The sequence below is a fragment of the Sorangium sp. So ce362 genome, from assembly GCF_051519845.1.
Lineage (GTDB): Bacteria > Myxococcota_A > Polyangia > Polyangiales > Polyangiaceae > Sorangium.
This window is the reverse complement of the sequence record NZ_CP150332.1, coordinates 10,122,408-10,148,452: the sequence shown is the minus strand read 5'-3', so window position 1 is coordinate 10,148,452 and position 26,045 is coordinate 10,122,408. Positions and strand designations below refer to the sequence as shown.

Annotated in this window: 26 protein-coding genes; 17 read left to right on the top strand and 9 right to left on the bottom strand. The window is 71.8% G+C overall.

Features of this window, described 5'->3' with window-relative positions; genetic code table 11:
* Positions 1–139 precede the first annotated feature (139 nt).
* A complete protein-coding gene (eno, locus tag WMF17_RS39125; protein WP_437598540.1) occupies positions 140–1,435 on the top strand; it encodes a phosphopyruvate hydratase in 1,296 nt (431 codons plus the stop codon).
* Between the two features lie 236 nt (positions 1,436–1,671).
* Here eno and WMF17_RS39120 read toward each other — a convergent pair whose 3' ends face one another.
* The 3 genes from WMF17_RS39120 to WMF17_RS39110 all read right to left on the bottom strand — a co-directional run bounded on the left by WMF17_RS39120 (position 1,672) and on the right by WMF17_RS39110 (position 4,158).
* Entirely contained in the window at positions 1,672–2,055 is a 384-nt protein-coding gene (locus tag WMF17_RS39120; protein WP_437598538.1) for an RNA recognition motif domain-containing protein, read from the bottom strand.
* 535 nt (positions 2,056–2,590) lie between these two features.
* Positions 2,591–3,706 (bottom strand): S8 family serine peptidase, encoded by a 1,116-nt coding sequence (locus WMF17_RS39115; protein WP_437646134.1) that lies wholly within the window; start codon positions 3,704–3,706, stop codon positions 2,591–2,593.
* A 188-nt stretch (positions 3,707–3,894) separates the two neighbouring features.
* Complete coding sequence (locus WMF17_RS39110; protein ID WP_437646132.1) at positions 3,895–4,158, bottom strand: hypothetical protein; 264 nt, start codon at positions 4,156–4,158, stop codon at positions 3,895–3,897.
* Between the two features lie 449 nt (positions 4,159–4,607).
* Here WMF17_RS39110 and WMF17_RS39105 point away from each other — a divergent pair, with 449 nt between their 5' ends.
* The 3 genes from WMF17_RS39105 (at position 4,608) to WMF17_RS39095 (ending at position 5,537) form a co-directional block, all read left to right on the top strand.
* Positions 4,608–4,946 carry a hypothetical protein gene (locus WMF17_RS39105; RefSeq protein WP_437646130.1) on the top strand — a complete coding sequence of 113 codons (339 nt, stop codon included), beginning with the start codon at positions 4,608–4,610 and terminating at the stop codon, positions 4,944–4,946.
* 97 nt (positions 4,947–5,043) lie between these two features.
* Positions 5,044–5,277: a hypothetical protein gene (locus tag WMF17_RS39100; RefSeq protein ID WP_437598532.1), complete on the top strand. Its 234-nt coding sequence runs from the start codon at positions 5,044–5,046 to the stop codon at positions 5,275–5,277.
* A gap of 8 nt (positions 5,278–5,285) precedes the next feature.
* Positions 5,286–5,537 (top strand): hypothetical protein, encoded by a 252-nt coding sequence (locus WMF17_RS39095; protein WP_437646128.1) that lies wholly within the window; start codon positions 5,286–5,288, stop codon positions 5,535–5,537.
* A 14-nt stretch (positions 5,538–5,551) separates the two neighbouring features.
* Here the strand turns inward: WMF17_RS39095 and WMF17_RS39090 are convergent, their stop codons facing one another.
* Positions 5,552–6,496: a MarR family transcriptional regulator gene (locus WMF17_RS39090; protein ID WP_437646126.1), complete on the bottom strand. Its 945-nt coding sequence runs from the start codon at positions 6,494–6,496 to the stop codon at positions 5,552–5,554.
* Between the two features lie 325 nt (positions 6,497–6,821).
* Between WMF17_RS39090 and WMF17_RS39085 the strand changes: the two genes are divergently transcribed.
* Positions 6,822–7,586 (top strand): CPBP family intramembrane glutamic endopeptidase, encoded by a 765-nt coding sequence (locus tag WMF17_RS39085; RefSeq protein ID WP_437646124.1) that lies wholly within the window; start codon positions 6,822–6,824, stop codon positions 7,584–7,586.
* On the opposite strand, the gene WMF17_RS39080 is transcribed toward WMF17_RS39085, so the two are convergent.
* Positions 7,579–8,394, bottom strand: coding sequence for a fibro-slime domain-containing protein (locus WMF17_RS39080; protein ID WP_437598530.1), 816 nt, complete (start codon positions 8,392–8,394; stop codon positions 7,579–7,581). The genes WMF17_RS39085 and WMF17_RS39080 overlap by 8 nt on opposite strands.
* A 120-nt stretch (positions 8,395–8,514) precedes the next feature.
* Between WMF17_RS39080 and WMF17_RS39075 the strand changes: the two genes are divergently transcribed.
* The 4 genes from WMF17_RS39075 (at position 8,515) to WMF17_RS39060 (ending at position 13,532) form a co-directional block, all read left to right on the top strand.
* Positions 8,515–8,724 (top strand): hypothetical protein, encoded by a 210-nt coding sequence (locus WMF17_RS39075; RefSeq protein ID WP_437598528.1) that lies wholly within the window; start codon positions 8,515–8,517, stop codon positions 8,722–8,724.
* 276 nt (positions 8,725–9,000) lie between these two features.
* On the top strand, positions 9,001–10,542 hold the full coding sequence (locus WMF17_RS39070; RefSeq protein ID WP_437598526.1) for a YncE family protein: 1,542 nt from the start codon (positions 9,001–9,003) through the stop codon (positions 10,540–10,542).
* Entirely contained in the window at positions 10,539–11,957 is a 1,419-nt protein-coding gene (locus WMF17_RS39065) for a hypothetical protein (RefSeq protein WP_437598525.1), read from the top strand. Before WMF17_RS39070 ends, WMF17_RS39065 begins: the two co-directional genes overlap by 4 nt.
* A 111-nt stretch (positions 11,958–12,068) precedes the next feature.
* Entirely contained in the window at positions 12,069–13,532 is a 1,464-nt protein-coding gene (locus WMF17_RS39060; protein ID WP_437646122.1) for a hypothetical protein, read from the top strand.
* Between the two features lie 174 nt (positions 13,533–13,706).
* Here the strand turns inward: WMF17_RS39060 and WMF17_RS39055 are convergent, their stop codons facing one another.
* On the bottom strand, positions 13,707–14,045 hold the full coding sequence (locus WMF17_RS39055; protein ID WP_437646120.1) for a hypothetical protein: 339 nt from the start codon (positions 14,043–14,045) through the stop codon (positions 13,707–13,709).
* On the opposite strand from WMF17_RS39055, the gene WMF17_RS39050 reads away from it, so the two are divergent.
* From WMF17_RS39050 to WMF17_RS39035, 4 genes are all read left to right on the top strand, one after another.
* Positions 14,035–14,736: an expansin EXLX1 family cellulose-binding protein gene (locus WMF17_RS39050; protein ID WP_437646118.1), complete on the top strand. Its 702-nt coding sequence runs from the start codon at positions 14,035–14,037 to the stop codon at positions 14,734–14,736. The two genes, WMF17_RS39055 and WMF17_RS39050, sit on opposite strands and share 11 nt — an antisense overlap.
* A gap of 34 nt (positions 14,737–14,770) precedes the next feature.
* Complete coding sequence (locus WMF17_RS39045) at positions 14,771–15,874, top strand: alpha-hydroxy acid oxidase (RefSeq protein WP_437646116.1); 1,104 nt, start codon at positions 14,771–14,773, stop codon at positions 15,872–15,874.
* A 156-nt stretch (positions 15,875–16,030) separates the two neighbouring features.
* On the top strand, positions 16,031–17,056 hold the full coding sequence (locus WMF17_RS39040) for a metallophosphoesterase (protein ID WP_437646114.1): 1,026 nt from the start codon (positions 16,031–16,033) through the stop codon (positions 17,054–17,056).
* Positions 17,057–17,281: 225 nt separating this feature from the next.
* Entirely contained in the window at positions 17,282–18,322 is a 1,041-nt protein-coding gene (locus WMF17_RS39035) for a Gfo/Idh/MocA family protein (protein WP_437646112.1), read from the top strand.
* A 120-nt stretch (positions 18,323–18,442) separates the two neighbouring features.
* On the opposite strand, the gene WMF17_RS39030 is transcribed toward WMF17_RS39035, so the two are convergent.
* Positions 18,443–19,432: a Kazal-type serine protease inhibitor family protein gene (locus tag WMF17_RS39030; protein WP_437598516.1), complete on the bottom strand. Its 990-nt coding sequence runs from the start codon at positions 19,430–19,432 to the stop codon at positions 18,443–18,445.
* 941 nt (positions 19,433–20,373) lie between these two features.
* Between WMF17_RS39030 and WMF17_RS39025 the strand changes: the two genes are divergently transcribed.
* A complete protein-coding gene (locus tag WMF17_RS39025) occupies positions 20,374–21,600 on the top strand; it encodes an ROK family protein (RefSeq protein ID WP_437598514.1) in 1,227 nt (408 codons plus the stop codon).
* Between the two features lie 138 nt (positions 21,601–21,738).
* Here the strand turns inward: WMF17_RS39025 and WMF17_RS39020 are convergent, their stop codons facing one another.
* Positions 21,739–22,158: a membrane spanning transport protein gene (locus WMF17_RS39020; RefSeq protein WP_437598513.1), complete on the bottom strand. Its 420-nt coding sequence runs from the start codon at positions 22,156–22,158 to the stop codon at positions 21,739–21,741.
* Between the two features lie 15 nt (positions 22,159–22,173).
* Positions 22,174–22,950 carry a helix-turn-helix domain-containing protein gene (locus WMF17_RS39015; RefSeq protein ID WP_437646110.1) on the bottom strand — a complete coding sequence of 259 codons (777 nt, stop codon included), beginning with the start codon at positions 22,948–22,950 and terminating at the stop codon, positions 22,174–22,176.
* A gap of 270 nt (positions 22,951–23,220) precedes the next feature.
* Here WMF17_RS39015 and WMF17_RS39010 point away from each other — a divergent pair, with 270 nt between their 5' ends.
* Genes WMF17_RS39010 through WMF17_RS39000 form a run of 3 tightly spaced genes read left to right on the top strand, consistent with a single transcriptional unit; the run spans position 23,221 to position 25,997 of the window.
* Positions 23,221–24,315, top strand: coding sequence for a hypothetical protein (locus WMF17_RS39010; protein WP_437646108.1), 1,095 nt, complete (start codon positions 23,221–23,223; stop codon positions 24,313–24,315).
* 52 nt (positions 24,316–24,367) lie between these two features.
* Positions 24,368–24,571 carry a CopZ family metallochaperone gene (locus WMF17_RS39005; RefSeq protein ID WP_437598510.1) on the top strand — a complete coding sequence of 68 codons (204 nt, stop codon included), beginning with the start codon at positions 24,368–24,370 and terminating at the stop codon, positions 24,569–24,571.
* A gap of 46 nt (positions 24,572–24,617) precedes the next feature.
* Positions 24,618–25,997 carry a GH1 family beta-glucosidase gene (locus WMF17_RS39000; protein WP_437646106.1) on the top strand — a complete coding sequence of 460 codons (1,380 nt, stop codon included), beginning with the start codon at positions 24,618–24,620 and terminating at the stop codon, positions 25,995–25,997.
* The last annotated feature ends 48 nt before the right edge of the window (positions 25,998–26,045 follow it).

The window sequence follows — 26,045 nt, the reverse complement described above, 5'->3', positions numbered from 1 at the left end:
TGCGGCCCGGCGGCGCCGTGCGCCGCGGGTGCACCGGAGCGTCGACAACCGGGGGGGCGCGCGCCTATGCTCCCGCCGCTTCTCGAGCCCCCTCGAGAGCTGCCGGGGTCGCGAGGAAGCGGTCCCTTGAGGAGAGGTCATGTCGGAGATCCAGAGCGTCATCGCGCGCGAAGTCATCGATTCGCGCGGCAACCCCACCGTCGAAGCCGAGGTCACCACGCTGAGCGGCACCGGCCGCGCGGCCGTGCCGAGCGGCGCGTCGACCGGCGAGCACGAGGCCGTCGAACTCAGGGACGGCGACAAGAAGCGCTTCCTCGGCAAGGGCGTGCTCACCGCGGTGAAGAACGTCGAGACCGTCCTCGGTCCGGCCGTCCTCGGGATGGATGCGCTCGATCAGGCCGAGCTTGATCGGGTGCTCATCCAGGCCGACGGCTCCCCGAACAAGTCGAAGCTCGGCGCCAACGCGATCCTCGCCGTCTCGATGGCCGCCGCCCGCGCCGCCGCGGACACGGTCGACCTCCCGCTCTGGCGCTACCTCGGCGGCGCCTCGGCGCGCGTCCTGCCGACGCCGCTGATGAACATCCTGAACGGCGGCATGCACGCCGACAACGGCCTCGAGATCCAGGAGTTCATGATCGTCCCCTACGGCGCCGCGTCGTTCGCCGAGGCGCTGCGCACGGGCACCGAGATCTTCCACACCCTGAAGGGGCTGCTCAAGAAGGACGGCATGGTCACGGCCGTCGGCGACGAGGGCGGCTTCGCCCCGCGCCTCCCGTCGAACCGGGCGGCGCTCGAGTACGTCGTGCGCGCCATCGAGGCCGCCGGCCACCGCCCCGGCGAGGACGTCGGCGTCGCGCTCGACGCGGCGCTCAGCGAGTTCTACGACGCGAAGACCGAGCGGTACACCTTCGACAAGCAGCAGAAGACCCGCGAGGAGATCGTCTCCATCTACGAGGAGCTCAGCAAGGCGTTCCCGATCGTGTCGATCGAGGACGGCATCGCCGAGAACGACGAGAAGGGCTGGCGGCTGCTCACGGAGCGGCTCGGCAAGAAGGTCCAGCTCGTCGGCGACGACCTCTTCGTGACGAACCCCGCGCGCCTCGCGAAGGGCATCGAGGACGGCCTCGCGAACGCCATCCTCATCAAGCTGAACCAGATCGGCACGGTCACGGAGACGCTCGACTGTATCCGCCAGGCGGGCGAGGGCGGCTACCGGTCGATCATCTCGCACCGCTCGGGCGAGACCGAGGACACGTTCATCGCCGACCTCGCGGTCGCGACGAACGCGGGCCAGATCAAGACCGGCTCCGCGTCCCGCTCGGATCGCGTCGCGAAGTACAACCAGCTGCTCCGGATCGCGTACGCGCTCGGCGACGGCCAGGTCTTCGCCGGCCGCTCGCCGTTCCGCCGCCCCGCGGCGCAGCGCGCCAGCTAGCTCGGCCCGTCAGGGATCCCGCAAGGGATCGCTGACGCGCGGCCCCAGCGCGCGCGGCGGCCCGAAGAGACAGCGCGCCGAGGCGCCGGGAGCGCGAGAGGTCCTCGCGTCTCCTGGCGTCCCCGGGGCGCCTCTCCGGCCTGGCCGTCCCCCGCGTCGTCGATGTTGCCGATGATGTGGAGGACGCAGCACGGGCCCCCGCGGCGGTGCGCCGGGGGGCCCCTATCGCGCTGGGGCTACCAGCGGTCGCGCCCGCCGCCGCCGCCGCCGCGGCCACCTCCACGACCGCCGCCGCCGCCACGGCCGCCACCACCCCCGCCGCCACCGCCACGGAAGCCGCCACCGCCGCCGCCCCCGCCGCCGGGGCCGCCGGTGCGCTCGCGCGCCTCATTGACCGTCAGCGTGCGGCCGTCGAGGTCTTTGCCGTGCAGCGCGGTGATGGCCGCCTGCGCCTGGGCATCGCTCACCTCAACGAAGCCGAAACCGCGAGACTGCCCGGTCATCCGGTCCGTCATCAACTGAATCGACAGAACCTCGACACCTGCCGCCTCGAACGCGCTGCGTAGGCTGTCTTCCGTCGAATGGAACGCCAGGTTCCCCACATAAAGCCGCTTGCTCATGTCTGCCGCCAATCCCGTTGCACGATCCCCGCTTCCCTCGCGAACGGCCCGGATCGTGCCGCGGGCCGCACGCGAAAACACTCCCCGACGACCAGCCGTCACCCCACGTTCGGAAGAGGCAACCACGTTGCAGCAGGCGGCCGGATCAGAGGTCGAGGACGAACGAGCCTTGAGGCGCTTCGGAAGCTACCGGCCGGCGACGGGGTACGCAAGGTATTCCCCCCGGCTGGCCGCGTCTGCCTGACGATGATCGAGCTCGGGCTCGCGTCCGGCGCCGGGCGTGCGCGCCCGAGGACGCGCGCGCCCGGCGCCGGCGGGGGCGCTCGATGAGGCGGCGCGCGGGCCTCGCGCCCGCGTTTGCGCCCTCGCGAGGCGATCGCCGATGTGTCGTGGGCGCACGGTTCCGGGGGCCTCCTTGTGCCGCCCGTGCCGAGGCTCCGCCGGGGGGTGCCGGCAGCCGGGCGGGGTGGCCTGCCTGTCCGGCGCTCGACCTGGAGGGTCGGCGCGCGCTGCGGCCGGTGCCGGGCGGCCCCGCTCAGGCGGCGCGCGCCGCGGCCACGGCCGCGCGGGGCTGCACGACGCCCCAGCCTTGCCGCTCGAGCGGGATGCCGGGCAGCCCGCGCGCGGTCTTCATCAGGATGCGCCGGCACTGCTGCGGGGAGAGGCGCGGGTTCGCCTCCAGCATCTGCGCCACGACGCTGCTCACGATGGGCGCGGCGAAGCTCGTCCCGTCCACGTGCTTGTAGTGGCCGGAGATCACCTTCTGGTCGCGCAGCTTGGCCGCCGCGAGCTGGCGCACGAGGTACGGCTCGCGCCCGGCGACGGCGTCGAGGTCCGGATCGACGCATGCGTGCTCGACGAGCAGCGCCGGCAGCTCGTCGTCCGGCGCGCCGTCGAGCCGCGACAGGAGCTGCGCCTGCGCCGCGGTCGGCGTCCCGGGCAGGATGGGCGCCGCCAGCCAGATCGCCGGCGCGATGAGCTCCGGCTTCTGCAGCCCGTCGAGGGTGAGCCCGTACGACGAGTGGTAGTGCCACGTCCGGTCCCCGGCGCCCCCGTCGTCGAGCCCCCCGACCGCGATGACGCTCGGCGCGCTGGCCGGCGGGAGGACGCTGTGCGCCGCATCGTGCCCGGCGTTGCCTGCGGCGGCGACGACCACGATGCCGTCCCGGGTCGCGTCGTCGGCCGCGCGCGACAGGCTGCCGGTCAGGTACGACTCCTCGTAATCGCCTCCGCACGAGATGTTGAGCACGCGGATCCCGTACTGCTCGCGGTGGGCGATCACCCACGCGATGCCCCTGCGGATGTCGTCGTGGACGATGCGGTGCGCCGAGCCGACCTTGACCAGCACGACGTTCGCCTCCCAGGCGAGCCCGCGGAAGCGCCCGTCCGAGAGCGCGCCGTTCCCCGCGGCGACCACCGAGGTCATCATGCCGTGCCACGACGAGACGTCAGGGCGCTCGAGCGCGGAGATGTCCGCTTCGGGGGCGAAGATGTCGTGGTAGGCGAGGATGCGGCTGCGCGGCGTGACGAGATCCGGGTGGGCGTAAAAGCCGGCGTCGAGGAAGGCGATGGTCACATCCCGGCCTGCATGGCCGGGCTCCGCGTGGAGCCGGTCCGCGATGGGCAGGATGCGCCGGGGGTCGAGCGACATCGGCGCCATGGTAGAGCACCGATCGCGTTGAAATCCCGAGAAAATCAGCAGACGGGAAGAGGACCGCAAGGGCACAAGGGACGCAAGGGGCCGTGTGCCCCGACATCAGGGCACGGGGCTCCACGAGAGGGCTCTCGAAGGTACGGGGCGGGAGGCGCGCTCGACGCCTTTTCCTGATGCCTGCGCGCTCAGGAGGCGGTCGTGGCGAGGAGCTCGCTGGCGTTGCTGACGACCGCGGCACGACGGAGCAAGCCATCGAGCTCGGCGAGGTCGGTGCTCGCGGGGACGCGCTCCCGCACCTCGGCGGGCACCTCCAACCCGCGGGCCTCGAGGACGGCGAGCACGTCGTGTGCCTTGGTCTCGACGCTCCCCTCTTGCCGACCCTTCTCCACGCCCTTCGCCACGTAGCTGCGCGCGAATTCACTCTGAAACTCGTATCCGCTCTTCATCATCGCCTCCAACGTCCGCCTCGCCGCTGCGTTCAGCGATGCTTCGTTTACGTTGAACATCGGCCCGTTGGCCAAGGCACTCCCACGCCGCTCTCGCTGCGACCTACCGCCTACCTGTCGCGCCCGACCTCGTCCTGGAGCTCACATGCCTCGCGGCAGGCGTGCCTCGCGCCGCGGCGCTGGTCCAGCGAAAGCGCAGGTGCTCCGGATCGAGCACCAGCGTGACCAGGCTGGAGGAAGCGAGCGCGGCGAGGCGTTCATCAAGCATCATGTAAATGCAGGCGCAACATGGCCGCTGGCCATCACCGCATAAGCGCGCTCACGCTCGGACGCAACCAGGCGCTCAACCGAGCTGAACAGCCGCCGCTGCTCCAGCCGCCGCTCCAGCCGCCGCGCGCGGGCCAGCGCCTGCCTCCTGGACGGGCCGGCCCCGCTCCGGCAGGCTCGGGCGCATGAGGTCATTCATCGCGACCATGGTCTACGAGCTTCACCCGGACACCCCCGCGGACGCGCGGAAGCTCCTCCGGGCGCACCTCGTCGGCAGGCGCTGGCAGGACAGGCACGAGGGCGCGGCGATGCCGTCGACCGCGGTCTGGATCCGCCGCTCGGCGGAGGATCACGAGACGAGCGACGACCTGCACGCCGCGTGCGCGCGCGACCTCGACGCGGCGGCCGCCGCCGTGGCGCGGGCGGGGCGCCCCATCCAGGTGATGCGCGCGTGGATCCAGGTGAGCGGCGCAGGCACGTACGGGCTCGCCCCGGTGGCGCGGCCGGCGCAGCCGGCCGACTGAGCGCCCGGCGCGGCCTGCCGACGGAGCGCGCGGCCCCGAAAGCCGCGCCCCACCGCGGCATTTCGGTTACGCTCGGGGAGCTCGAAGGGAGGCGACGATGGCTCGAAGGCTGGGTATTGGCGCGGTGCTGCTCTCGCTTGTCACGCTCGCGTCCGGCTGCGGGGGGCTCTCGACGGAGGACTCGCAGCAGCGCTGCGATCAGCTGCGCGCCGCGGTGCCGTCCTGCGCCACCGACGAGAGCCATGACGCGTGCGTGAGCTGCTACGAGGAGTGCGGCGACGCCTGCGAGCCGTCGGGGGCCTGCCCGCAGACATTCACCTGCGCAGAATGAGAGGGAGCATGATGAGCAAGAGCAGAGCAGATTCGTGGGTCGTCGCGGTCCTCGTCGTGGGCGCGCTCGGGGGCGCCGCGCTCGGCTGCGGCGGCGGCTACGACAAGGAAGAGGCGAGGGCGGCGTGCGACGCCCTGGTCGGCCAGGTCGCCACGTCCGACCAGGCCGCGTACGACGACTGCATGGACTGTCACCTGGAGTGCGGCGACGACTGTGCCGTGCTCGAGAGCTTCCCCCCGCAGTTCGCCTGCCAGGACTAGTACTCCAGTTGCACTTACTCAGCTGCCGGACAGGCTCTGAGCGCCTCGCGTTGTCTTGTGGTGAGCCGGTCGGGCCTGGCGGTGAAGGTGTAGGCGCCGGGCTCGGCGCGCTGGAGCGCGACAGGGTCGGTGATGTCGGGGCGTCGTTCGGCGTCGTGCAGTGCGTTGGTGACGCGGTTCGGCGGCCAGCCCAACGCGGTGGCCAGCTGGTCCACGGTGAGCGCTTCGCCGGCGTGCACGAGCGCGGCGAGCACGGTGCGCGAGTCGTCGATGGCGACTTCGGTGGGGCCGCCGGCCATGTCCTCGCTGAGGCGCGCGAAGAACTGGCCCATATGGTTCAGCCGCGCTCCGGCGCGTGTGCCGGCGCCGTAGATCGCGGCTCCCTGCTCCGCGGCATCGGCCCACATGGCGTTCGTTCGAGAGCTCGTTATCCACGTCCGGAGCCAGACGTCGTCGTCGATGATGTAGCGCTCCCGCCGCCGGGGATCGCGTTCGCGCCGGACCAACGAAAGCCCCTCGAGATAGCCGATGGCCTTGGACACCGACGCGGGGCTGACCCACAGATGCTGAACCAGTTCGGCGGCGGTCAAGGCGCCAGAGTCGGTCGTGACCAGACAGGCGAGCACCCGGGCCGCCATCCGTGGAAGCCCTGTCTGGACCATCAGCGCCGCGAACTGCTCCACGAAGCCGCGCGTTGCGTCCGGGTCGCGGCCGTAGATCTCGACCGCGGCCGGTAGCTCCTGGGTCGGGGCCTGCTTGCGTCGGCGGGCGCGCCGCCCGGTGGCCTGGTGGGCCTGGTCTGCCCGGTAGCCGTCAGGTCCGCCGTTCCGGGCCACCTCTCGGCTGATGGTGGATGTTGGCCTGCCCAGCTGCCTGGCGATCTCGGCGTACCCGAGCTCTTCGACCAATCCCGCGGCGATGTGCTGGCGGTCCTGGTGGGTCAGCCTGCCTCCCGGCATCCGTGCCTGCCTCCTGCGGCCCAAGGGTCGGTCCAGTGTGCGTTCACGCTCAGCACATTGCAACGACCGATGGGACCGAGGTTGCGTTTGCTCCCATATCATTGCAACGACGTCGATATTTGCCTGTGGTGCAAGCAGTTATGCGGGCCGATGGCGTTGACGTAATGAAAAACGCAACGTAGCGTTCACTCCTATCTGAAGACCTACGGACGAGGGAGTTGACTCGGTGCAGGTCAGGTCTTTGAGCGAAGGGAGCGGGCGGATGAGCGCTGTGGCGAACGGGGGGACGGGGGACGCCCAGGTCGGGGGGCTTGCAGGGCATTGGATGCGTACGCAGCACACGGTCCCGCTCTCCGTGGCCCTGCACCTCGTCCCGGGCGTCCTGATCGGGGCGGCCTGCATGCTTGTGGCGGCCCCCGTCGCGGACGCCCTCGGCTACCCTCCGCTGCTCGGCATCGTGGTCGCCATGTCCTTGGCGCTCGTGCCGGCGGAGCTCGGGCTGCTCCTCTACCTGGGATGGAAGAAACATGGGCGGCCCTCCCTCGAGGGAGTGGTGCTCTACCGCGGGAGCCCGACGCGGCGGGGCGTCCTCGTCGCGCTCGTGGCCGCGCTCCTCGTCTGGACGTTTGCCGTCGGGGCAAGCCTTGCCCCGCTCGACTTCTGGCTCTTGGAGAGGCTCTTCTTCTGGGTGCCGGAGCGGTACTTCGTCGGCGTCGGGGGGACCGGGGAGTTCCTCGCGGGCCACGCATCCTCCGTGGCGGTCACGACGCTGCTGGTCTCCCTCGTCCTGAGCGGGCTGATCCTGCCTGTGGTCGAGGAGCTCTACTTCCGGGGCTACCTGCTGCCCCGGCTCTCACACCTCGGAAGGTGGGCGCCGGTCCTGAACATGGTCCTCTTCGCCCTCTACCACCTGTGGTCGCCCTGGCAGGCGCTCTCCAGGATCTGCTACTTCCTGCCCACGGTGTGGGCCACGTGGCGCAAGGAGGACCTGAGGATATCCCTGTGGGTCCACTGCCTCGCGAACACCGCAAGCCACCTGCTGATGCTCGCGGCGGTCCTCGGGTCGAGCTCGGTCCCCGGCGTCACTTGACCACGACGCCGCAGTCGATGAACTCGATCGACGTGTCGATCCGGAAATGGGAGTCGGTCACGTGGCGCTCGGCGAAGAAGAAGTCGAGCTGATACTTCTTCCCGACCTCCAGCCCGAGCGTGTCGAGGTCGACGACCTCGGTCTGCTCGACGTGCACGCCCCCGAGGTCGACGACCTTCTTCCCGTCGATGAACGTGAACACGTCGTCGTCGCCGGCGAACGTGAACCGCTCGCCGCCCTTGTACTCGAAGCCCATGTGCATCTCGAAGGTGAAGTGGTAGTTGTGCTGCAGCCCCTCGTTGCCGAACAGCGCATCGTCGATCGGGAAGAACGCCCGGTTGTTGTACGTCCACACGCCGTCGTTGTCGGAGTCCGTGAACTGGAGCGTGATGTTCGTCGCCATGTTCTCCCCCTCCACGTCGCGGAACCACATGTCGAAGGCCGCCTTGCCGGTCGTGCTCCTGGTGCCGTCGGGCCCGCCGGCGTAGACGGGCTTCTGGTCCTCTCCAAGGGCGTCGGTGACGATCTCGTGGTCGTTGCAGCCGACGCACTTGCCGGAGTCTTGCGGCTCCATGTCGGGGTGATCGACCTTGAAGTCGCGCACGCGGCCGGTGAACCTGCCGTCGCACGACTCGCCGTTTGCCTGATCCCCCTCGTCAGGGGTCCCGCCGCCGCCGCTGCCGGTGGTGGGATTGACCGAGCCGAAGCTGTCATCGAATCCAGTGGTCCCCCCGGGCCCGCCAGATCCCCCCGGACCGCCGGAGCCGTTCGACGACGTGTTGCCTCCGCTGGTCTCGCCGTCGTTCACCGCTCCGCACCCACCCAGCAAGCCCACAAGCGCAAGTGCCACCAAGCAACCAAGTGTCTTATTCATCGCCAACCTCGCGTTAAGATGCCGTCCCGATGCCCCGATCTGCAAAATAGCACGATGGCACGCTGGTTGTGCGCTGACGTGATGCGTCATTCGGTGGAATCTTACGCGGCAAAGGCGCATTTTTATGTGCTGCGACTGGCATTTTCTGCCATCACCGCTCGCCGAGCGATCGTCGCCAGAGGGCAGCGCGACCAAGGATCAAAATTGTTTGATCTAATACAGTCGTTTCTTCTCATGGCTCCCGGCGACGAGGACCGGGGGTGAACCGGTTCATTCGATGACACCGATGTTTCGGCGATCCAGCGGCCGCTGGTCGACTCCTGAGCTGGCGGCCACAGCCACGCTCGCCTGAGCCCCCTGCGACCCTCGTCGCGCCGCGGGCCTTCCCGGCAGCAGCGCGATTTCCCCACGACCGTCCTCCCGTTCGCGGCGGCGGGCGCGCGTCGCCGCGCCGGCTGCGCCGCCACGAGGGGCTCGACATCCGGGCACGCTCGGAGTACGCGGGGGGACCGCTCGTCACGGAAGAGACGCAGGTAAGCAGTGGATCATGAGACGCGGAGCGATATCGAGCCTGGCTCCAGCGCCGCTGACGCGCAGGAGGCCTTCCACGCCGCCGAGGCGAGCCCGCTGCCCGCCCAGTGGCTCGAGCCGCCGTCGCGCCGGTCGCCCGCCGCCGGCGAGGCGAGCTGTCCAGTCTGCCTCGAGCGCATCGCCGCCGGGGTCGTCCTCTGCCCGGAGTGCGGGGAGCCGACCGACGGGCCGAAGCCATCGGTGCGGGCCCCCTCGATCCCCGACGCCCCCCCGGACGCGAGCTGGCTCTCCCTGCACTGGCGCCCGCTCGTCACGATCGGCGCCATCCTCGGGCTCATCAGCACCGGCGGGGCGCTGCGCTACCTGGCGCCCCACCGGTTCGCGCCGTCCCGGGCCGCGACGGCGGTCCCTCCTCCGACCCCGGTGTGCGGGGCGCCGTGCTGGAGCGGCGAGTCGTGCCAGCTCGGCCGCTGCGTCTGGCAGCGCCCGAACGACGTCGGCCACGTCGTCGACGCGCCCTCGATCGCCGGGCCCTTCTCGCTGCCCAAGGACGCGTTCGACGCGCTCCCGCTCGACCGTGACCGCTTCGCTGTCGCGCTGTCCTCCGGCCTGGAGGTGCGCAGCTCGCGGACCGGCGAGGCGCTCAGCCTCGTCACCGAGGCGCCCAACGTGCGGCGCCTCCACCGCGTGGGCGAGGTCGTCTACGCGACGTCGCCCTCGCGCATCTACGTGATCGACGCCGCCACGACGCGGCTGCTCAAGACGATCGAGCTCGGCGAGGCCGTGGGCGACATCCAGGTCGGCGCCTCGGGCCGGCGCGCGCTCGCCTCGCTGCCGGAGGCGCACGCGGTGGCGATCCTCGCGACCGAGTACCACGCCGAGATCGAGCGCATCCAGTTCGGCGACGACGCGGTGGGCCCCGTGGCCGTCGACGACAGCGGCACCCGGGCGATCACGACGACGGGCCAGCTCCCGCTGCACGGCCAGCGCGAGCCGTCGGGCGGCGTCGCCTATCCGTTCGACCCGAGCCGGCTCGGCTCGGAGCAGGATCGCGTGCGCACCTCGATGGTGGGCAACCCGGTCGGCGCGCTCATGACCCCGGACGGCTCGGCGGGCTTCGTCGCCCTCCGCGCCGCGAACACCCTGGTGCCGCTCACCTGGCTCCCGTCGGGCGCGGTGCGGCAGGAGGCGCGCATCACGACGTGCCGCGAGCCGGAGCAGATCGAGCTCGTCCGGATCGACCGGCGCGCCGTCGTGCGGTGCAACGAGGGGCGCGCGCTCCAGATCTTCGACCTGTCGAAGCGCGAGCTGATCCGCGCTGTCACGTTCCCCGGCCGCGCGCTCGACATGGCGATCGCGCCGGACGGGACGCAGGCGGTCGTGGCGCTGAGCGGCGACGGCGGGGGCTCGGTGGCGCTTGTCGATCTGAAGAGCTACGCGGCGAAGGTCCACCCGCTCGGCGGCGAGCCGACGCGCATCCGGCTCGCCCCGGACGGCGGCTCGGCGCTCGCGCTCGGCGATCGCGCCAAGGTCGCGTGGGTGCTGCAATGAGCGAGCGTCGCGTCCCGTGCCCGAGCTGCGGCGCCCGCATCGTCGAGGGCGCGCGCAAGTGCCGCGCCTGCAAGGCGTGGCTCGGCGAGCGTCCCCGCGGGTCGTCCGCCTCGCTCTCCGGCCGCGAGCCGCGCCTGGCGCGGGCCGCGGTGTCGGTGGCGTGCGGCGTCGCGGCCGTGATCATCGCCACCCTGACCAGCCTGAAGTCGCCCGTCGGCGAGGCCCCGCCGCTGACCGCGCTCACGCCGGAGGGCGCCGGCGCGGTCGACGCGTCCGACCAGGCGCCGAACCCCGCGGCGTTCGGCCCGGACAGCCCGGAGCCAGCGCCGCCGCCGCCCCTCGATCCGAAGGGCCGCTGGCGCGCCCGCGAGATCCGGATCGGGGACGTGCACCCGCTCGACATCGTCTTCAACCCGAGCGGCACGTCGATCTACGTCAGCGCCGACGACGCCTCGCTGCGCGAGTACGCGCTCCAGAGCGGCGAGATCGCCCACAAGGCGTCGATGCCGGCGCAGGGCGACCACATCCGGCTCCTGTTCGACCGCTACGTCGCGGTGCTGCGGCACGTGGACGCCGCGCGGATCCCGGTGATGGACACGACCGCGTGGGATCGCGATCCGGTGCTGCTCGACGTCGGCCGGACGCCGGGCGACATCGTGGCGTTGCCGGACGGCAGGACGGTTGTCGCGGCGACGACGGACACGAAGCGCGTGATGAAGTTCGAGCTGCCGACGGGGGTGCGGCTCGCGAACATCACGCTCCCGCACGCGACGGGGCAGCTGTTCCTCGTGCAGGCCGAGGGGCGCCCCTACATCGCGGCGCTCGGCGCGCTGACGCACGCCGGCCGGCCGGCCGGCGCCTGGATCGACCTGTTCGACCCGAGCGAGTCGCCGTTCGGCGCGACGCGGCGGAGCATCGCTGTCGGGCGCGAGCCGCGCGAGGGCGACATCACCCGGGATGGAGGCGCCGTGTTCTTCCCGGATCGGCTGTCCAACACGGCGATCCTGCTGCGCGTCGCCGGGGTGACCGAGACGCGGAAGGCGCCCGTCGGCGTCGGGCCGACAGCGGGCTTCCTGCTCCACGACGACCGGTACGGCATCACGCTCAACGCCGAGGCGCGGACCGCGAGCGTCATCGATCTCTCGACGATGACGGTGAAGAGCACGCTCCCGCTCGGCGGGGTCCCGCGGACGGGCGTGACGTCGCCCGATCGGAAGACGCTCTTCGTGGCGCTCGGCGGGACCCAGTGGCCGCCGGTCGGCAGCGGCGTGGCGGTCATCGCGGGCGATCCGCCGCAGGTTGTCGCGTCGCTGCCCACCGGCAAGGGCGCGTGCGCGGTGGCGGTCTCGAAGGACGGCGCGCGGGCGGCGGTCGCGTCGTACTGGGACCGGTCGATCACGGTGCTCGAGCAGTAGGTCCGGCACATGCTCGGCGCGGCTGTCAGGATAGCGCGTCTCCACATCATGGTCGCGGGCCTCCACCTGTCCGGGGAACATCCTGGCGCTGCTCGGCGTCGGGCTGCGGTGATGAGCTCTCCGCCCCTGCGCGCGTGCGCGCTCGTGCTGGCAACGCTCGCCGCCTGTCGTGGGGGCTCGGGCGCGCCGGGCGCCGGGCCGGCGCCGGACGCGGGCGCTGCCGGGCCGCCGCCCTCCGTTGCGTCCACCGCGAGCCCGGCGAGCGCGCTGTCGCTGGACGCGGGGGGGGTGGATGCGGCGGCACCGGACGCGGCAGCGGCGGACGCGGCGGCACCGGACGCGGCAGCGGCAGATGCGGCGGCACCGGACGCGGCAGCGGCGGACGCGGCGGCACCGGACGCGGCAGCGGCGGCTCCTGGCGCGGGCTGCAAGCTCCTGCGGGGGCCGCTCTCGCTCTCGCTCCGCGGGCCGGCGCTGCTGTGGACCCCGGACGAGGCGGCGCGCACCGACTTCCGGGTGATCTTCAACCGCGACGGCGTGGCGCAGCACGTGGCGCCGGCGCTCGGCGGGCTCGCCGCGCCGTCGTTCGGGCTGGCCGCGGGGGCCTCGCCGCCCCGGGACGCCGCGCCGGCGCTCGGCGCGCTCGCCGCGCCGGCCTCGCCGCCCCGGGAGGCCGCGCCCGACGCCGGGGCCGCCGGCGGAGAGCCGGCGCGCGCCTCCTGGCCGGCGTGCGCGGTGGCCTCTCGGTTCGTGTTCTGCATGGATCACGGCGGCACGATCCGGAGGACCCCGCTCTGGGGCGCGGAGGGGCCGCCCATCGGCGCCGGGCGCCGCGGCACCGGGATCTCCGCCGTCTCGCTGCCCGGAGGGCACACGCTCCTCGCCTTTCTCTCGGATCGGAAGACCAGCGAGGGGGTCGTGACCCAGGCCTTCGCGGGGCTGGACGACAGGCCCGCCGTGCCGCTCTCCGAGGAGGGCAGCGGCGCGACCTTCGTCGCGCTGTCGCCGTGGAAGGGCGGGGCGCTCGCGATGTACATCGACGCGCGCTCGGCGCTGACGCCGGTGCACGCCCGCACGCTCGGCCTCACGCCGGAGGGCAAGATCGAGCTCGGGCCGGACGCGGTGCTGTTCGTCGGCGACGCGGGCGAGTCGCGGATGGGCGGCGCGCTCGCGGTCGGCGCCGGGGGCCCGGCGTACGTGCTCCTCCCGGCGGCCAGGGACATGTCGGCGTTCGGCATGGCGGCGATCCGCATCGACGAGGCGCCGCGCGACGACATGCCGGCGGCCTGGTCGCTCTACCCCAACGGGCTGAGCCCCGCGCCCATCGCGGCCACGCAGGGCGTCTCCCCGATCCACGTCGCCCGGGTCCGGCCGATCGCGCGCGAGCCCGGGTCGCGGCACGCGATCGAGCTCGGCCAGCTCGACGGCGAAGGGCGGTTTCAGCCGCGCTGCCTCGCCGTGGAGGGCACATCGTTCAACCACGTCGCGATCGAGGCGGAGCGCGACGGCTCGCTGTGGATCGCGTACACGACGGACGCCGGCACCTTCATCGAACAGCGCGCCCTGGGGCCGTGAGGCTCGCTGCCGCGTTTGAACATGGCAGTCCGCCAGGCCGGTGCCCCGCATGTTGCGCGACGTGCGTCAGGGCCCTTTTCCCATCGGGCGGCGGCGCGCCGCGGCTGTTGCACGGTTGGCCCGCCTGGCGTAAGCCAGTCGCGTCGACTCGCGGATCCATCCCTATCATAATTCTTAAGGAGCCGAGATGAAGCTGGATTGCGTGCCCACGGGCATTTTATGGCCGCTCCTGTCGCTGAGCGCGCTCGGCGTCGCCGGCTGCGGCGGCGACGGCGGCGGCGACGCCGGCGGTGGCGACGCCGGCGGTACGGAGAGCACCTCGACCGCGGCCGGCGGGGAGGGCGGCGCGGGCGCGGCCGGCGCCGGGGGCGCGAGCGGCGCCACGACGGGCATGGGCGCTGGCCCGAGCAGCTCCGCGACGACCGGCAGCGCCTCGACGAGCAGCGGCGATCCCGGCGCCACGACCACCGCCACCACCACGACGGGCGCGGGCGGCCCGTCGGTGAGCTGCAACTATCCCGCGGAGGCCGCGAACGGCTCCATCACCTTCTACACGCTCGACATGGGCTCGACCGAGGTGAACTGCAGCTACCAGATCACCGGGCGGAACCCGGACGTCGTCGCGCACGTCCCCTTCGGCGGAGGCCGGTACTTCGCCGCCATGAACACCACGGACTACGACAGCGCGGGGATGTGCGGCGCGTGCGTGGAGGTCTCCCGGGACGACGGGCGCAAGGTGCAGGCCATGGTCGTCGACCAGTGCCCGATCGCCACGAACCCGAAGTGCGTGAAGGGCCACATCGATCTCAGCAAGAACGCCTTTCTCCAGATCGGCGCCGAGCACGAGGGGTATCTCGGGACCACAAACGGCGGCGCCGCCGGGAAGATCTCCTGGCGGTACATCCCGTGCCCCACGACGGGTCCCGTCACCTTCCGACTCAAGGACGCGACAAACCGGTACTGGAACGAGATCGTCGTCGAGGGCCACGCGCACCCGATCGAGAAGGTGGAGGTGGAGATTAACGGCACGTGGCAGACGGCCACGCGACAGTCGTACAACTATTTCCTCGTCGGCGACGGGGACATGGGGTCTGCGCCGTACCATGTCCGCGCCACCGACATCAACGGCTCCACCGTGGAAGGGATGCTCGACCTCAAGGGCGGAGAGCAGCCCGCGAGCGCTCAGCTCCCCGCCTGCGACTGACTGGACGCATCGCCGGGCTCTCCAGGAGATCACCGTGCAAGACCCTCCCCCCGCCCCGTCACTGCTCACCGTCGACGACTTCGAGCGCGCAGCGCGCGCGCGCCTGTCCAAGATGGCCTATGACTACTACCGATCCGGCGCCGACGAGGGCAGGACGCTCCGGGAGAACCGCAACGCCTTCCGCCGCCTCGAGATTCATTATCGCGTCCTCGTCGACGTGGCCGAGCGGGACATGAGCACGACCCTGCTCGGCACGACGGTGCCGTTCCCCATCCTCGTGGCGCCGACCGCCTATCAGCGCCTCGCGCACCCCGACGGCGAGCTCGCCTCGTCGCGGGCGGCCTCCGAGCTCGGCACCATTTTCACGCTCTCCACCCTCTCGACGACGAGCCTCGAGGGGGTCGCGGAAGCGTCTCCGGGGCCGAAGTGGTTCCAGCTCTACGTCCACAAGGACCGAGGCCTCACGCGCGCGCTCGTCGAGCGGGCCGAGTCGGCCGGCTACCGGGCGCTGATGCTCACCGTCGACACACCGCTCCTCGGCCGCCGGATAGCGGACGTGCGCAACGGCTTCGCGCTGCCCGAGGGGCTCGTGATGGCGAACCTTTTCGACGCCGCGGCGGCCGCGCCGGCCGCGGAGCGGGGCTCTCTGCTCGCGGCCTACGTCGCCTCGCGACACGACGCCTCGCTCACGTGGCGCGATGTCGAGTGGCTCGGCTCGATCACGCGGCTCCCTCTCCTGCTCAAGGGCATCGTCCGGCCCGACGACGCGGTCCGCGCGCTCGGCGCCGGCGCGGCGGGCGTCATCGTCTCCAACCACGGCGCGCGGCAGCTCGACGGCGCCCCCGCCACGATCGAGGTCCTCCCGGCCATCGCCGATGCGGTCGCCGGGCGGTGCCTGGTGCTGATGGACGGCGGTGTCCGGTGGGGTACGGACGTGCTGAAGGCGCTCGCGCTCGGCGCCCGCGCGGTGCTGGTCGGGCGGCCAGTCCTGTGGGGTCTCGCCGCGCTCGGCGGCGAGGGGGTCGCGCGCGTGCTGGCGGGCCTGCGCGACGAGCTGTCGATCGCCATGGCGCTCGCGGGCTGCCCCACCCTGGCTTCCATCGATCGCGACCTGATCCGCCGAGCTCAGGCTCGGTGAGGGAGGCCCGAGTCGCACGAGCGCGGAGTTTTCCAAGGTTGACGCGGGCGGGCGGGCAGGCAGCGGACGGGCGGATTGCTGCGCTGCCAGCATCAAGGCGTCTTCGACGAAAGAAAAGGTGGCGGCCACTCAACCTCACCCGTACACTCGGCGACGGTGAGCGACGCAGTACCTGCCAGGGATGCAAGGGAGCGGTGGCGTGGGCTCTTCAGGCGAGGCGCGGGCGCCTCGGGTGGGGTGCCGGATGCCGGGGAAGCGGACCCGACCCTGGGGATTCGCCTCCGGCGCTTCGCGGGGCCGGCGGCTTACCTGGAGCAGCTGTCGTCGCTTCGCATTGCTCACCTGACGGACCAGCACGTCGGCCGGGTGACGCCGGTGCGGGTGCAGCGCGCGGCCGTGGCGCTGACGAACCAGCAGCGGCCGGATCTGGTCGTGCTCACGGGCGACTTCGTGTGTCACAGCCAGCTTTACCTCGATCAGCTGGAAGAGGTGGTGCGCGGCTTCGAGGCGCCGGTGATCGCGGTGCTGGGGAATCACGATCACTGGTCGGGCGCCGACGCGGTGAGGCGCGCGCTCGAGCGGGGCGGCGTCGCGGTGCTCTGCAACGCGAGCACGGTGATCACGCTGGGCCACGAGCGGCTCCAGGTGGTGGGGCTCGACGACGCCTATACCGGCCACGCGTCGCGCGAGAAGGCGGTGAAGGGAATGCGGCGCGACCTGCCGACGCTGGGCCTTTCGCACATCGCCGAGGAGGCGGACGGCCTCTGGCGTCACGGCATCCCGCTCGTGCTCTCGGGTCACACGCACGCGGGCCAGGTGACGGTCGCGCGCCTGCACGAGCTCTCGATCGGCAAGATCGCGGGGCACCGGTACATCCACGGCCTCTACGGCACGCGCCAGCGGGGGGAGCCCGGCCAGGGGGCGGTCTACGTGGGGGCGGGGATCGGCGCGGCGGTGATGCCGCTGCGGCTCGGCGAGCGCGGTCAGCGCGAGGTCGCGATCTTCGAGCTCGGCAGCGAGCCGGGGTCGTTCGACGAGCACCACGCCGAGCAGGCGCCGCACCGCGGGCGCAAGCCGTCGCCGGAGCTCCTGGCGAGCCGGGCGGCGCGCGTGGCGAAGAACCGGGAGCGGCGGGCGCGAGCGCACCGGCACGGCGAGGGGAGCGCCGGGGGAGAGCTCTAGCTCATCCCGGTCGCGCGTCGCGCGGGAGGTCTCGTCGAGGCGCCGGCCCCGGGGCCCATCCTGGGCGCCGAGTCGGGGACGAGCCTTGGGCGATCTCCGCGCTGCTCCGCGCCAGCCCGGGTGCAGCGCGCGGCTCGGCGCCCCCTCGAACGCGCTGCGATCGTGGCGCGGAGGGCGTTTACAGACGCGCCGTGGGCCTCTAGCTTCGCGAGCAGCGAGGTGCCCATGTCCCTGTCTACCCAAGGTCCGAACTCCGATGAACCCCTCACCCCCGTGCGCTGGGGCGTTCTCGGGGTGAGCCACTTCGCGATGAATGTCAGCCTGCCCGGCATGAAGCGGGGGCCCCTGACCCAGCTCGCCGCGCTTGCATCGCGCGACCTCGGCAAGGCACGCGCCGCCGCGCAGTCGCTCGGGATCCCGAAAGCGTACGGCAGCTACGAAGAGCTGCTCGGCGATCCGGAGATCGATGCCATCTACAACCCGCTGCCCAACCACCTGCACGTGGAGTGGACGGCGCGCGCGGCCCGCGCCGGCAAGCACGTCCTGTGCGAGAAGCCCATTGCGCTCAGCGCCAACGAAGCCGAGACGCTGGTCGCCGTCCAGCGCGAAACGGGCAAGCGGATCACCGAAGCGTTCATGATCCGCAACCACCCGCAGTGGCAGCAGGCCAGGGAGTGGGTGCGAAGCGGCCAGATCGGCGACCTGGTCAGCGTCCAGATGGCGCTCTCGTATTTCAACCGCGACGCCGCCAACATCCGCAACAGGAAGGAAGTCGGGGGCGGCGCGCTCTACGACATCGGCTGCTACGCGGTGAACACGTCGCGCTTCCTGTTCGGGCGCGAGCCCGCGCGGGCGATGGCGCTCATCGCGCGCGATCCCGACTTCGGCACCGATCGCTTGACCTCGGGCCTGCTCGACTACGGCGGCGCGCACGTGACGTTCACGTGCAGCACGCAGGCGGTGGCTTACCAGCGCGTGAACGCGTTCGGTATCAAGGGCCGCATCGAGATCGAGATTCCGGTCAACGCCCCCGCCGACCAGCCGTGCAGGCTCTTCCTCGATGACGGCTCGACGCTGAACTGCAGCTCGGCCCAGGTCACCTCGTTCCCCGCCGTCGACCAGTACCACCTGCAGAGCGAGGCGTTCTCGCGCGCCATCCGCACGGGTGGCCCCGTCGAGAACTCGATCGAGGTCGCGGTCGGCAACATGCGGGTCATCGACGCGCTCTACCGCTCCGCCGAGAGCGGGCGCTGGGAGACGATCTAGCGGCGCGCTCCTCGCCGCCCAGCGCGCCCGGCGTCGTCGCGCTGGGCGCCCGGCGTCGTCACGGCCAGGCGTCCGGAAGAGTCGCGTGATCGGGCGGGGAGAGCGGCGCGCCGATGTCGTTCACTCCACAGGTGCGCTGTCGCACGCGCCCCGGACATCGACGGACATGCCGCTCGCGGCCGCGATGCAGGCGTTGGAGTAGGTCTGGCCATCGCAGCCGCACACGGGCGCGAGCTCCTTCGTGCAGACCTCGGGCCTGTCCGCGCAGCTGCCGGCCGCGTCCGCGCGCCCGCAGATCGCGTCGGGCGCGTACTTGCAGTAAAGCCCCTCGCCGCACACGCGCAGCCCGCCGAGGGTGAAGCCGCCGCAGCTCTCGCCGAGCCCCACCACCGTGGGGCCGCACTCCCCGAGGCTCCTCACCGAGACGCCGGCCGTCGCCGCTACACAGTCGTTGCCGTACGTCCGGCCATCGCATCCGCAGACAGGATCGTAGTCCTCCCTGCACGCCTCGGGCACGAACTCGCACGTGCCGCTGCGGTCGTACGCGCCGCAGTTCGCCTCGGGGGCGAAGTCGCAATACAGGCCCTCGGCGCAGCGGATGCCCGCGATGCCGGCGCACATGTCGCCCGGCTGCGCCACGGGCGAGCAGACGTCGGCGCCGCAGGAGAGCCGGAGCTCCACCTCGACGAGCGTCCGCGGCGAGAGGATCTGCACGACATACGCCCCGGTGCCCCGGCTCTCCCACGTCGAGATCGCCTGCCCGCGGGGGCCCCTGGTCCGCCGGACGTGCCTCAGCCTCCCGTCGCGCGTGACCTCGTGGAGCCTGAAGTCGACAGCGGCGTCCCTGCCCCCGGCGATCGACTGCAGCTCGAGCGTGATCGTCCTGCCCGGGTGGCTCGTGAAGTGCGCATGAACCGATCGCCCGCGGTCCACCGTGAAGCGGTTCTCGTGATCGAAATATGCCGGGACGAGCGCCACGTCGCTCAGCCTGATCGCACCCTCGACTGCCCCGGTCTCCTCCAGCGCCTCGGCCTCGGCATGGTCGTATGATGCCGTGCAGCCAGCGAGTGTTACAGCGAGAACAGCACCCAGAACATCTGCCATCTTCATGATCGTGCAAACTCCTCGTGAAGAGACAGGCCCAGCGCTCCGGGCGTCTCCTCGGAAATGCGAATCGCGTGCGAGCAGGGCGACGCCAGCGCAGCCGCCGGGCGAGCTGCCTCGGCCTGCTATCCCAGGCAGGCGGTTGCTAGGACCCGGTCAAGGACCCGTCAATCGCCGCTGAGAGAGCGGGCCGACCGGCCCTCGCGCCAGGGCTGCCCTGCGTCTCGCGTCTCTCTGCGATGTCGCCGTATCCTCCATGTCGTCGAGCCCACGCCCGACCTGGGGCGGTAGTGCGTCGGTACGTCCGCACTCCAGCGCCTTGACGATCGCTCTCCTTCGGTCATCCACGTCGTCAGCAGCTCTCATCGACTCAGCGTCTGGTCGCCTCCCGCATGGGCCGTTTGCAATCAGCGTTCCCCGCGAGAAGAGATGAGCCCGCTCGTCGCTGAACTTTGCAACGTCACGGCAGCGCGGAGCGCGGCGATCGTCGGATCCGGACGGGTCGGACGGGGAGGAGAGCGCGCGCACACCCTGTTCCCACCTCACACGCGAGGATGAGGCGTTCCGCCACACGGGGGTGCTCATCGTACGATTCCTTCCCTTCCTGCGAGGCAGTTTGCTACGCGCGAGACCTGGAGGGGCGCCGCCGAGGCCGTGGTCGTTCTCCGGGTCACAGCGTGTGTGATGCTGACATAACTGCTCCGGCGATCCGCGGGCGTCCGGGGCGTGGAGCGCAGTGGTGCGCGGTGAGCGAGGAGGAAATCAACGGAAGTAAGCCGGTGGAGAAGGGTGGAGAACGCCGCGGGGAGGCGAGGGCGACAAGGAGCGCCCGCGCGCGGCCTGGCGGATGATGATGCCCGGCGGGGCGCCGCGCGCGTTTCCTGGGCGCGCGGCGGTGACGCCCCTTGCTTTCACCGCGTGAGAACGGCTAAGTCTCGGTCTGCTCGATGGTCCGTGCGAACGACAAGACGGCTAGCAACCGCACCCCTCGGGAGCTGAACCGCTCCCTCGTCCTCGATCTCGTGCAGGAGCACGGCCCGATTTCCCGCACGAACCTCGCGCGGCTGAGCGGCCTGACCAAGCCGACGGTCTCGGCCATCATCGAGGAGCTGCTCGAGAGCGGCAGCGTCCGCGATGTCGGGACCGAGTCGCGCGGCGGGCGCCCGGCGCGGCTCCTCGAGTTCAACGATGATAGCGCGGCGTTCCTCGGTATCGAGATCGGCGTCGAGCAGACGGCCGTGGCCGTGGCCGACGCGCGCGGGCGGATGCGGGCGCGCCTGGAGCAGCCCACCGTCCTGCGCGATCCGCACCGGACGGTCCGTGACATTGTCGAGCTGTTGCCGAAGGTGCTGCAGCTGAGCGGGGTGCCGCGGAAGCGGCTGCGCGGCGCCTGCGTCATCATGCCCGGGCTCATCGAGCGGCCGAGCGGCATCTGCGTGCTTGCGCCCAACCTGGGCTGGGAGCGGTTCCCCGTGCGCGCGGAGCTCAGCCGCGCGCTCCGCATGCAGGTGTCCGTGTACAACCTGCCTCAGGCGGCGGCGGTGGCGGAGGGGGAGCTCGGCGCCGCGCGGGGGCTCGCGTCGTACGTGTGGCTGTACGTCGGGCTCGGCGTGGGCGCGGGCCTCGTCGTCGATGGGCGCCTGTTCTTCGGAATGCAGGGGTACAGCGGCGAGATCGGCCACTGCCGCATCGCCGACGACGGCCCGCGTTGCGGCTGCGGCCGCCGCGGCTGTCTGGAGACGTTCACCTCGGTCATGGCGCTCCGGCGCGCCGCGGAGGAAGCGTCGGCGCGCTCTCCCCACCTGGCCGCGCTCTCCCGGCCGCACGCCGTCGGTGACGTCGCGAGCGCGGCGCTCGCCGGCGACGAGGGCGCCCGCGCGATCTTCCGCGAGGCGGGCGCGCAGCTCGCGCGCGGCATCGGGGTCCTGCTGAACCTGCTCAATCCCCAGCTCATCGTGCTGGGCGGCGAGATGCTCGCCGCGCCCGACATCCTGATCGACGGTCTGCGCGAGGAGCTGCCGCGCCACGCCGTCCGCGCCGGGGAGGTGCCGGTGGTCGCCTCTCCGCTCGGCAGCGAGGCCGGCCTGCTCGGCGCCGTCCTGCTCGCGCGCGAGGGCGCTGTGCGCTCGCTCCGCCTCGTGCCCGACGGCGTGCTCCAGGACAGCCCGCCGTAGCAGCGCCGCTGCGGCGCGTGCGCGCCCGCCCGGGAGAGACACAGAGGGAGAGGACAGGAGATATTAAATCTCTCTCACTCCCTTCCTCTGTGCCTCTGTGGTTGCTCTCTTCACGCTTCTCTCCCGGGCGCCTCGGCGCTACACGGGCGAGGCGCGCGTCGCGCTGTTCACGGGGGCGGTCGATCCGGAGCGCCCCTCGGCGAAGAGCGGCGCGAACGCGCGGCGATCGTGCCAGGTGAGGGCGCCGAGCAGGCCGAGCAGGATGACGGCGTTGATGCCGGCGCGGGGGTCGAGCAGCAGGTGAAACAGGGCGATGTTCACCACGACCGGCCAGAGCAGCGCGAGCGCGAGCGGGCGGCGCCGGTCGAGGAGGAGCAGGACCGCGGCGGTGATCTCCACGATCTTGACGGCATGGATATAGCCGCTGTCGACCAGCAGCTGGACGAACGGGTGAAGCGGCTCGGGGACCGGCACGATGCGCACGAATCCGTTGATGCCGCCGAGCAGGACGATGAGGCCGAGGGCGACGCGGGCTGCGCCGAGAGCGCGAGGGGGCATGGGTCCTCCTGGGGTTCAGGGGATCATCCTGGGCCCGGCTGCGGCCGGCGCTTGTACGAAGTGGCTGCGCGCGACCGAGCCCGGCGTGCGGCCCAGCGTGGCGGCGACGGCGCGCGCCAGGTGGGCCTGGTCGTGGAAGCCGCCGGCGAGCGCCGCCCGGGCCGGCGGTGCCTCCACGAGCGCCCGGACGGCCGTCATGACGCGCAGGAAGGTCACGTAGTCGCGCAGCGGGTGGCCGAAGGCGTCGTGAAACAGGTGCGAGAGCCGCGAGCGCGAGAGGCCCTCCGCGGCGGCGAGCGGGCCCAGCGCGGGGCGACCCGGCGCCTGCTCCGCGAGGCGGCGCATCGCGCGCAGCACGCGGCGATCGAACGGCGGGCCGCTCGGCGCGAACGCGGCGGCGCACGCCCTCATGAGCTCGTGCGCCGCCGCGTGATCGAGCCGGCCACGGAGCACGGCGCGCGCCGCCGCGCGCACCCGATCGGCCTGCGCACCCTCGAGGACCAGCACCCGCCCGCGGGCGACCGCCTGCGCGCCGGCGCCGAGCCCATCGGGCGGCAGGAAGACAGTGACCGTCACGCCCGGCGCGCCGACGGAATGGACGACCCCGGCGCCGGTGAGCACGGGCGCGCGCACCCCGAACGGCCGCCCGCCCTCGACATCGACCTCGAGAGGACCGTCGACCGGCACCATCACCTTGACCAGGTGGAGCGCATGGCGGCGCGTGCCCCCGGCGCCCTCGACGATGTGCACGCCGCCGTGACCGACAAGCGCCGTGTGCTCACGAGCCGTCACGCGCAGGAGCGAACCACTCCGGCGCGGGCGGCGCAAGCACGCAGCCGCGGAGAGCCGCCACGAGCACCTGAATCCGAAATGGACGAGGCGCGCGCCCGTAACCACGTCGGAGCCTCCTGCTCGGCAAATCCGAGGTGGCGAAAACTGTCGTCAAGACTGGCAGACCTGCGCCGGGTCCGAGTAGGATCCTCGCCCGTTGGAAGCGACATCACGGCGGATTGGGGCCGCCGGGGTGTTGGCGCCATGGCCTCGTGCCGGAGGACTGGACGCATGAACAGGTTTCTTAAGCATTACATTTTCGCATCCGCTTTTCTCATCGTCGTGGCGATTTCTTCCTGCGAGCGGATGAGCCATCTGGGAGGGAGGTGCGAGTCGACCGCCGATTGTGAGTCGGACACCGAGTACGCGCCCGGCACGGAGTGCACGGACAACGAGTGTACCTGCGTCCAGGAGGGCCACACGCTGTGCTGCGGGCCCGAGGACACGTCGCCTGACTGCTTTCTCGCCTGCCGCCCGTGCAGCGAGTGCCAGGAGGGCTGGTTCAGCTGCGCGCCGGGGACGGCCGGGACGGCGTGCGACAACGACGCGAAGTGCGCCGGCCCGCCGGACTCCCGCTGCGGCGTCGGGCAGTGCGTGGACAGGGTGTGCCAGGTGGAGATCTACCCGGGCCCGCTGTTCTCCCAGCTGCGCGGCGACTGCGCGCAGCTGGAGTGCACGCAAGCGGGAGAGGTCGTCTCCAGGGCGGATCCAGCCGACTTCTACAACGACGGCAACCTGTGCACCTCCGACGTCTGCTCGGCGGAGAACAGGCCTGTCCACGTGCCTTTCGACAACGGGATCAGCCTCATGGATCTCTACAAGGTCGACCAGATCTGCTACGAGGCGCAGCCGTTCGACTGCATCGTCGAGGACGACCAGTGCGGGCCCCGCCGCATCTGCGTCCCGACCGTGGGCGCGCAGCAGGGCGGGGGCTTCTGCGCGCCGAGCCACTGCATCAACCTGCGGCGCGACCCGGACGAGGCCGACGTCGACTGCGGCGGCATCTGCAGGCGACCCTGCGAGAGCGGGTCGCTCTGCGCCGTCCCGCAGGACTGCATCTCCGGCGTGTGCCTCGGGAGCCCGAGGACCTGCCAGAGCCCGTCGACCTCGGACGGCGTGCGAAACGGCTCCGAGACCGGCGTCGACTGCGGCGGTCCGTGGTCGCCCTGTCCGCCCGGCGAGGGCTGCGCGACCGGCGCGGACTGCGAGACCGGCGTCTGCTGGGCGGCCGTGTGCGAGGAGCCGACGTGCATCGACGGCCTGCGGAACGGCGGCGAGCTCGGCGTGGACTGCGGCGGGCAGGCGTGCCCGGCGTGCCCGCGTTGACCTCGCCGCGCCCGCGTTGACGCTGCTGCCTCGCGCGGGCATAGGGGGGGAGATGCGCAGACTTGCTATCGAAGGAATGACCTGCGGCCACTGCGTCCAGGCGGTCTCGAAGGCGCTCGCGAAGGTCCCCGGCGTCACGCGGGTGAGCGAGGTGAGCCTCGAGCGTGGAGAGGCGGTCGTCGAGGGGAGCGCGGCGGCCGAAGCCCTGCTCGCGGCCGTGCGCGAGGCCGGCTACGAGGCGCGAGACGCTGGCTGACGTCGTGGTGCGGCGCTCGGCCGCCTTTGATAGGGTGATGGCCACCATGACGCGAGCACAGAGCGAAAAGGGCTTTCCGGAAGGGTTCCTGTGGGGCGCCGCGGCGGCGTCGTACCAGATCGAGGGCGCCGCGTACGAGGACGGCAAGGGGCCGTCCGTGTGGGACATGTTCTGCAGGAAGCCGGACGCGGTGTGGAACGGCCACACCGGCGATGTCGCGTGCGACCACTACCACCGGTATCCGGAGGACGTCGCCCTCATGCGCGATATCGGCCTCCGCGCCTATCGACTCAGCATCTCGTGGCCGCGCGTCTTGCCGGAGGGCACGGGCGCCGTCAACGAGCGCGGGCTCGCGTTCTACGATCGGCTCGTGGACGCGCTGCTCGAGGCGGGCGTCGAGCCGCACGTCACGCTGTTCCACTGGGACTTCCCGCTCGCGCTCTACCACAAGGGCGGCTGGCTGAACCGCGACAGCGCCGAGTGGTTCGCCGAGTACACGAGCGTCGTGGTCAAGAAGCTCGGCGACCGGGTGAAGGACTGGATGACGCTCAACGAGCCGCAGGTGTTCGCCGGCGCCGGCCATTACGAGGGTCGCCACGCGCCCGGCGACCGGCTGCGCTTCGCCGAGGTCCTGCGCGTGTGCCACCACGTCCTGCTCGCGCACGGCAGGTCGGTGCAGGCCATCCGCGCGGCGAGCCCGGGGAAGTGCAACGTCTATTATGCGCCGGTCGCGCAGGTCAAATACCCCGCCAGCCCGTCACCGGAGGATCTGGAGGCCGCGCGCGCGGCCACGTGGGCGGTGAACGCCCGCACCACGTGGACCAACACGTGGTGGATGGATCCCGTGTTCCTCGGCAGGTACCCCGAGGACGGGCTCCGCCTGTTCGCGAAGGAGCTGCCCGAGGTCCGGAGCGGCGACATGGAGATCATCGCGCAGCCGGTCGATTTCTGCGGCGTGAACGTCTACTGGGGAGTCCCGGTGCGCGCCGGGGCGAGCGGCGCCGCCGAGGTCGTGCCGCACCCCGTGGGACATCCGATCACCGCCTTCGAGTGGTCGGTCACCCCGGAGTGCCTCTACTGGGGGCCCAGGTTCTTTTACGAGCGGTACAGGCGCCCCATCGTGATCACCGAGAACGGCCTGTCGACCCGGGACTGGATCTCGCTCGACGGCAAGGTGCACGACCCCCAGCGCATCGACTTCATGGTGCGCCACCTGATCGAGCTCCGCCGGGCGATCGCCGAGGGCGCGGTCGTGAACGGCTATTTCCACTGGTCGATCCTCGACAACTTCGAGTGGGCCCACGGCTACAAGCACCGCTTCGGCCTCGTCTTCGTCGACTACCCGACGGGAAAGCGCGTGCTCAAGGACTCGGCGCACTGGTACCGCGACGTCATCGCCTCGAACGGCGCGACCCTCGCGGGGTGAGCGGGCGGCGGCTCCCGGCGCCTGCCCGGGAGGCGCCGCAGCGCGATG

What these genes read in the sequence shown, in the direction of transcription:
- eno (WP_437598540.1), top strand. Translation starts at nt 140, where the DNA reads ATGTCGGAGATCCAGAGCGTCATCGCGCGCGAAGTCATCGATTCGCGC.
- WMF17_RS39120 (WP_437598538.1), bottom strand. Translation starts at nt 2,055, where the DNA reads ATGAGCAAGCGGCTTTATGTGGGGAACCTGGCGTTCCATTCGACGGAA.
- WMF17_RS39115 (WP_437646134.1), bottom strand. Translation starts at nt 3,706, where the DNA reads ATGTCGCTCGACCCCCGGCGCATCCTGCCCATCGCGGACCGGCTCCAC.
- WMF17_RS39110 (WP_437646132.1), bottom strand. Translation starts at nt 4,158, where the DNA reads ATGATGAAGAGCGGATACGAGTTTCAGAGTGAATTCGCGCGCAGCTAC.
- WMF17_RS39105 (WP_437646130.1), top strand. Translation starts at nt 4,608, where the DNA reads ATGAGGTCATTCATCGCGACCATGGTCTACGAGCTTCACCCGGACACC.
- WMF17_RS39100 (WP_437598532.1), top strand. Translation starts at nt 5,044, where the DNA reads ATGGCTCGAAGGCTGGGTATTGGCGCGGTGCTGCTCTCGCTTGTCACG.
- WMF17_RS39095 (WP_437646128.1), top strand. Translation starts at nt 5,286, where the DNA reads ATGATGAGCAAGAGCAGAGCAGATTCGTGGGTCGTCGCGGTCCTCGTC.
- WMF17_RS39090 (WP_437646126.1), bottom strand. Translation starts at nt 6,496, where the DNA reads ATGCCGGGAGGCAGGCTGACCCACCAGGACCGCCAGCACATCGCCGCG.
- WMF17_RS39085 (WP_437646124.1), top strand. Translation starts at nt 6,822, where the DNA reads ATGCGTACGCAGCACACGGTCCCGCTCTCCGTGGCCCTGCACCTCGTC.
- WMF17_RS39075 (WP_437598528.1), top strand. Translation starts at nt 8,515, where the DNA reads ATGGCACGCTGGTTGTGCGCTGACGTGATGCGTCATTCGGTGGAATCT.
- WMF17_RS39065 (WP_437598525.1), top strand. Translation starts at nt 10,539, where the DNA reads ATGAGCGAGCGTCGCGTCCCGTGCCCGAGCTGCGGCGCCCGCATCGTC.
- WMF17_RS39060 (WP_437646122.1), top strand. Translation starts at nt 12,069, where the DNA reads ATGAGCTCTCCGCCCCTGCGCGCGTGCGCGCTCGTGCTGGCAACGCTC.
- WMF17_RS39035 (WP_437646112.1), top strand. Translation starts at nt 17,282, where the DNA reads ATGTCCCTGTCTACCCAAGGTCCGAACTCCGATGAACCCCTCACCCCC.
- WMF17_RS39030 (WP_437598516.1), bottom strand. Translation starts at nt 19,432, where the DNA reads ATGAAGATGGCAGATGTTCTGGGTGCTGTTCTCGCTGTAACACTCGCT.
- WMF17_RS39025 (WP_437598514.1), top strand. Translation starts at nt 20,374, where the DNA reads ATGGTCCGTGCGAACGACAAGACGGCTAGCAACCGCACCCCTCGGGAG.
- WMF17_RS39020 (WP_437598513.1), bottom strand. Translation starts at nt 22,158, where the DNA reads ATGCCCCCTCGCGCTCTCGGCGCAGCCCGCGTCGCCCTCGGCCTCATC.
- WMF17_RS39010 (WP_437646108.1), top strand. Translation starts at nt 23,221, where the DNA reads ATGAACAGGTTTCTTAAGCATTACATTTTCGCATCCGCTTTTCTCATC.
- WMF17_RS39005 (WP_437598510.1), top strand. Translation starts at nt 24,368, where the DNA reads ATGCGCAGACTTGCTATCGAAGGAATGACCTGCGGCCACTGCGTCCAG.
- WMF17_RS39000 (WP_437646106.1), top strand. Translation starts at nt 24,618, where the DNA reads ATGACGCGAGCACAGAGCGAAAAGGGCTTTCCGGAAGGGTTCCTGTGG.